General features: G+C 37.1%; 4 protein-coding genes and 1 pseudogene. 4 read left to right on the top strand and 1 reads right to left on the bottom strand.

Annotation, left to right across the window (positions count from 1 at the left end; all coding sequences use genetic code 11):
- Positions 1–72 precede the first annotated feature (72 nt).
- The 4 genes and pseudogenes from BFU02S_RS17085 to BFU02S_RS16905 all read left to right on the top strand — a co-directional run bounded on the left by BFU02S_RS17085 (position 73) and on the right by BFU02S_RS16905 (position 2,437).
- The gene (locus tag BFU02S_RS17085; protein ID WP_169797616.1) at positions 73–231 is read left to right on the top strand and encodes a hypothetical protein; all 159 of its coding nucleotides are present in this window, start codon (positions 73–75) and stop codon (positions 229–231) included.
- A 139-nt stretch (positions 232–370) separates the two neighbouring features.
- Entirely contained in the window at positions 371–1,279 is a 909-nt protein-coding gene (locus tag BFU02S_RS15370) for a YitT family protein (protein WP_066372551.1), read from the top strand.
- Positions 1,280–1,383: 104 nt separating this feature from the next.
- Positions 1,384–2,251 (top strand): annotated as a pseudogene (locus tag BFU02S_RS15365) (SPFH domain-containing protein).
- Between the two features lie 12 nt (positions 2,252–2,263).
- Positions 2,264–2,437 carry a type II toxin-antitoxin system antitoxin gene (locus BFU02S_RS16905; RefSeq protein WP_157075964.1) on the top strand — a complete coding sequence of 58 codons (174 nt, stop codon included), beginning with the start codon at positions 2,264–2,266 and terminating at the stop codon, positions 2,435–2,437.
- A gap of 155 nt (positions 2,438–2,592) precedes the next feature.
- Here BFU02S_RS16905 and BFU02S_RS15360 read toward each other — a convergent pair whose 3' ends face one another.
- Complete coding sequence (locus BFU02S_RS15360; RefSeq protein WP_066372549.1) at positions 2,593–2,847, bottom strand: sigma-G-dependent sporulation-specific acid-soluble spore protein CsgA; 255 nt, start codon at positions 2,845–2,847, stop codon at positions 2,593–2,595.
- Positions 2,848–2,946 lie beyond the last annotated feature (99 nt).

Below are 2,946 nucleotides of genomic sequence, written 5' to 3'. Positions count from 1 at the left end.
CCCCATTTTTTATGCTAAAAAGTATATTTTCAGAGAAAAAAGGAAAAATATTCATGGAAAGGGGTGGAAACAATGCCTAAAGAAAAAGAAAGGCAGCAAAATAGTCCTACAATTGCTCCGGGCATGGACGATCAAAAAGAGTTGGAGCAAAGTGCAAACCCGGAAGAAATTGAAAGAGGAGAATATACTAGTGTCACAACTCTTTCCTATGATGAGGTTGACCCTAGTTAAGAACAATCACACTGCCTTTCTTGGGCAGTTTCTTTTTTTCAAGAAGGTAAATAATAGAGCATATTAATACAAAGGAGACCCATATTTCGTTATCCTATAAGAAGGAAATGAATACGAAAGGGGCAAGTTAATGTCAGGAATGCAAGATTTATCATTGGCGGAACAAAAGAAGGTTATAATGGAAAAAATTCAGCACCGAAGGCTAACGAAAAGGAAAATTTTCCAGAGGATTTTGTTAATCACACTTGGTGCAATTCTTTATGCAGTAGGGCTTGAAATCTTTCTGGTTCCTAATAAAGTAATAGATGGAGGAATCACAGGTGTTTCAATTATCCTTTCTTATATTACTGGCTGGAAATTAGGAATATTTCTCTTTCTGCTTAATCTCCCATTTTTCTTTATTGGATATAAACAAATCGGAAAAACGTTTGCCGTTTCTACACTTTATGGTATCATCGCACTTTCTGTTGCCACCACCCTGCTCCATTCAGTTCCAGCCTTTACTCAAGACATCCTTCTTGCGACTGTTTTTGGCGGAGTAACACTTGGGATAGGGGTAGGATTGGTTATTCGGTACGGCGGTTCATTGGATGGTACTGAAATCCTCGCCATCCTCTTTAATAAAAAACTTCCATTTTCTGTTGGAGAAATTGTCATGTTTTTTAATCTTTTCATACTGGGAAGTGCTGGCTTTGTTTTTACATGGGATCGGGCTATGTATTCGCTTATCGCTTATTTTGTCGCCTATAAAACGATGGATATTACGATTACTGGTCTTGACGAATCGAAATCTGTATGGATTATCAGTGATGTTGCAGATCAGATGGGTGATGCCATTTTGAATCGGCTGGGGCGAGGAGTTACATATTTGAAAGGAGAAGGAGCATTTTCAGGAGATAATAAAAGAGTCATCTTTTGTGTCATAAACCGCTTGGAAGAAGCAAAGCTGAAGGAAATAGTGGCTGAATATGACACTAATGCGTTTTTAGCCGTTGCGGATATAACAGAAGTCCGAGGCGGAAGATTTAAGAAAAGAGACATTCATTAGAAGCTGTAAAGACTATTGCAGCTTCTTTTTTATGCTAAATTTTTCTTCCTTATGATATTAAAATGATATCGTAATGGTGAAAGATGGAAATAAAGGGGGTTGGTTTGAAAGAAAAAGAGATCGGCAAAGTAAAATGGGTTATTGGGACTTTTGCTTTTTCTAATATTTGTGGTACTTGCCTTCATTAGTTTCAGCCAATTTGTTAACACAGAAAACGTTGTAATGTTTGCAGCTGCTTTGTTGTGTGCATTATGTGCTTTATTGCTTCTTTCAGGATTTACAATTGTTCAGCCGAATCAGGCAAAAGTGTTTACGCTATTTGGTAATTATTTAGGTGTGATGAAACAGGAAGGTTTTTGGTTGACAATTCCATTAACTGTTAAGAAGACGGTTTCGCTCCGGGTGATTAATTTTAATAGTGATAAACTTAAAGTAAATGATTTGGAAGGTAATCCGATTGAAATTGCTGCTGTTGTGGTTTATAAGGTATTGGACAGTGCGAAAGCTATATTTGGTGTTGAAGATTATAAAGAGTTCGTTCATACTCAAAGTGAGACAGGTCTCCGTCATATTGAGAGCCAATACCCTTATGACAACTTTAACAATGATTATGAAATTTCATTAAGACAGCATTCTGATGAGGTAGGAGATGAGCTGACAAAGGATTTACAAAAGCGGCTCAGTATTGCTGGAGTTGAAATTATAGAGGCTAGAATCATGCATTTAGTGTACTCAAGTGAAATTGCCCATGCTATGCTGCAAAGACAGCAAGCTAAAGCTGTGTTAGCTGCCCGGAAAGTGATTGTCGATGGAGCAGTAACGATGGTGAAATCGGCGATCGATCAATTAAGCAGTGAAGGTATTGTGGAATTGAATGAAGATAAGAAAGCACAAATGATTAATAATTTAATGGTTGCTTTAATTTCTGAAAAGGGAACCCAGCCGGTTATTAATACAGGAACGATTTATTAAGGTCGTGGTAAAGTGGCTGAAAAGAAGCGGTTTTTATTGCGGATTGATCAAAACCTCTATGATATGATTGAGAAATGGGCCAATGATGAATTACGCAGTGTCAATGCACAAATGGAATTAATATTAAAAAACGCATTAAAAGAAGCGGGCCGTTTCAGAATTTCGGGAAATAAGCATGAAAAATGAAATCTTGTTTTAGTAATCTTCCAAAAAACTTGTCGTTTGATAAGGGGATACGTTGTTAGAGTGTAGCGGTTTTTGTCGGACTTTGCGCTTCCCTCGGAAATATTTATAAAATAAACGATCCAAAGATGGCAAGAATTCTGCCATCTTTGGATCGTTTAAAATAATAACTCGTAAACCTCATTTAGCTGATAGGCTCTTTTCTCGTCTTTCTCCTGCTTTGCGTAACGAATTTCGGTTTGAAGAATTTTATTTAAGAATGCACTTTCTTTTTGGCTTAAGTGCCTGACGAAGCTTTCTTCGGAGGAAAAATTGCCTTCCATAAGTTTTTGGTAGATATGATTGGCGATGCTGTGATGTTCATCCGTGTAGTTTGATAAGGTTTCGCGAAGATACCCTAACGTTTTGTCCATTTTTCCATCCATCCTTTCACAACCTTATTTTTTCGGAGAAGCCTTCACTATATTCATTTGGTTCAATAAAAAAAAGCAAGTATATTACATACTTGCTTC

This window comes from Neobacillus fumarioli NBRC 102428, from assembly GCF_001591485.1.
GTDB lineage: Bacteria > Bacillota > Bacilli > Bacillales > Cytobacillaceae > Neobacillus > Neobacillus fumarioli.
The sequence above is the reverse complement of the archived record's forward strand: the minus strand, read 5'-3'. Positions and strand labels throughout refer to the sequence as shown.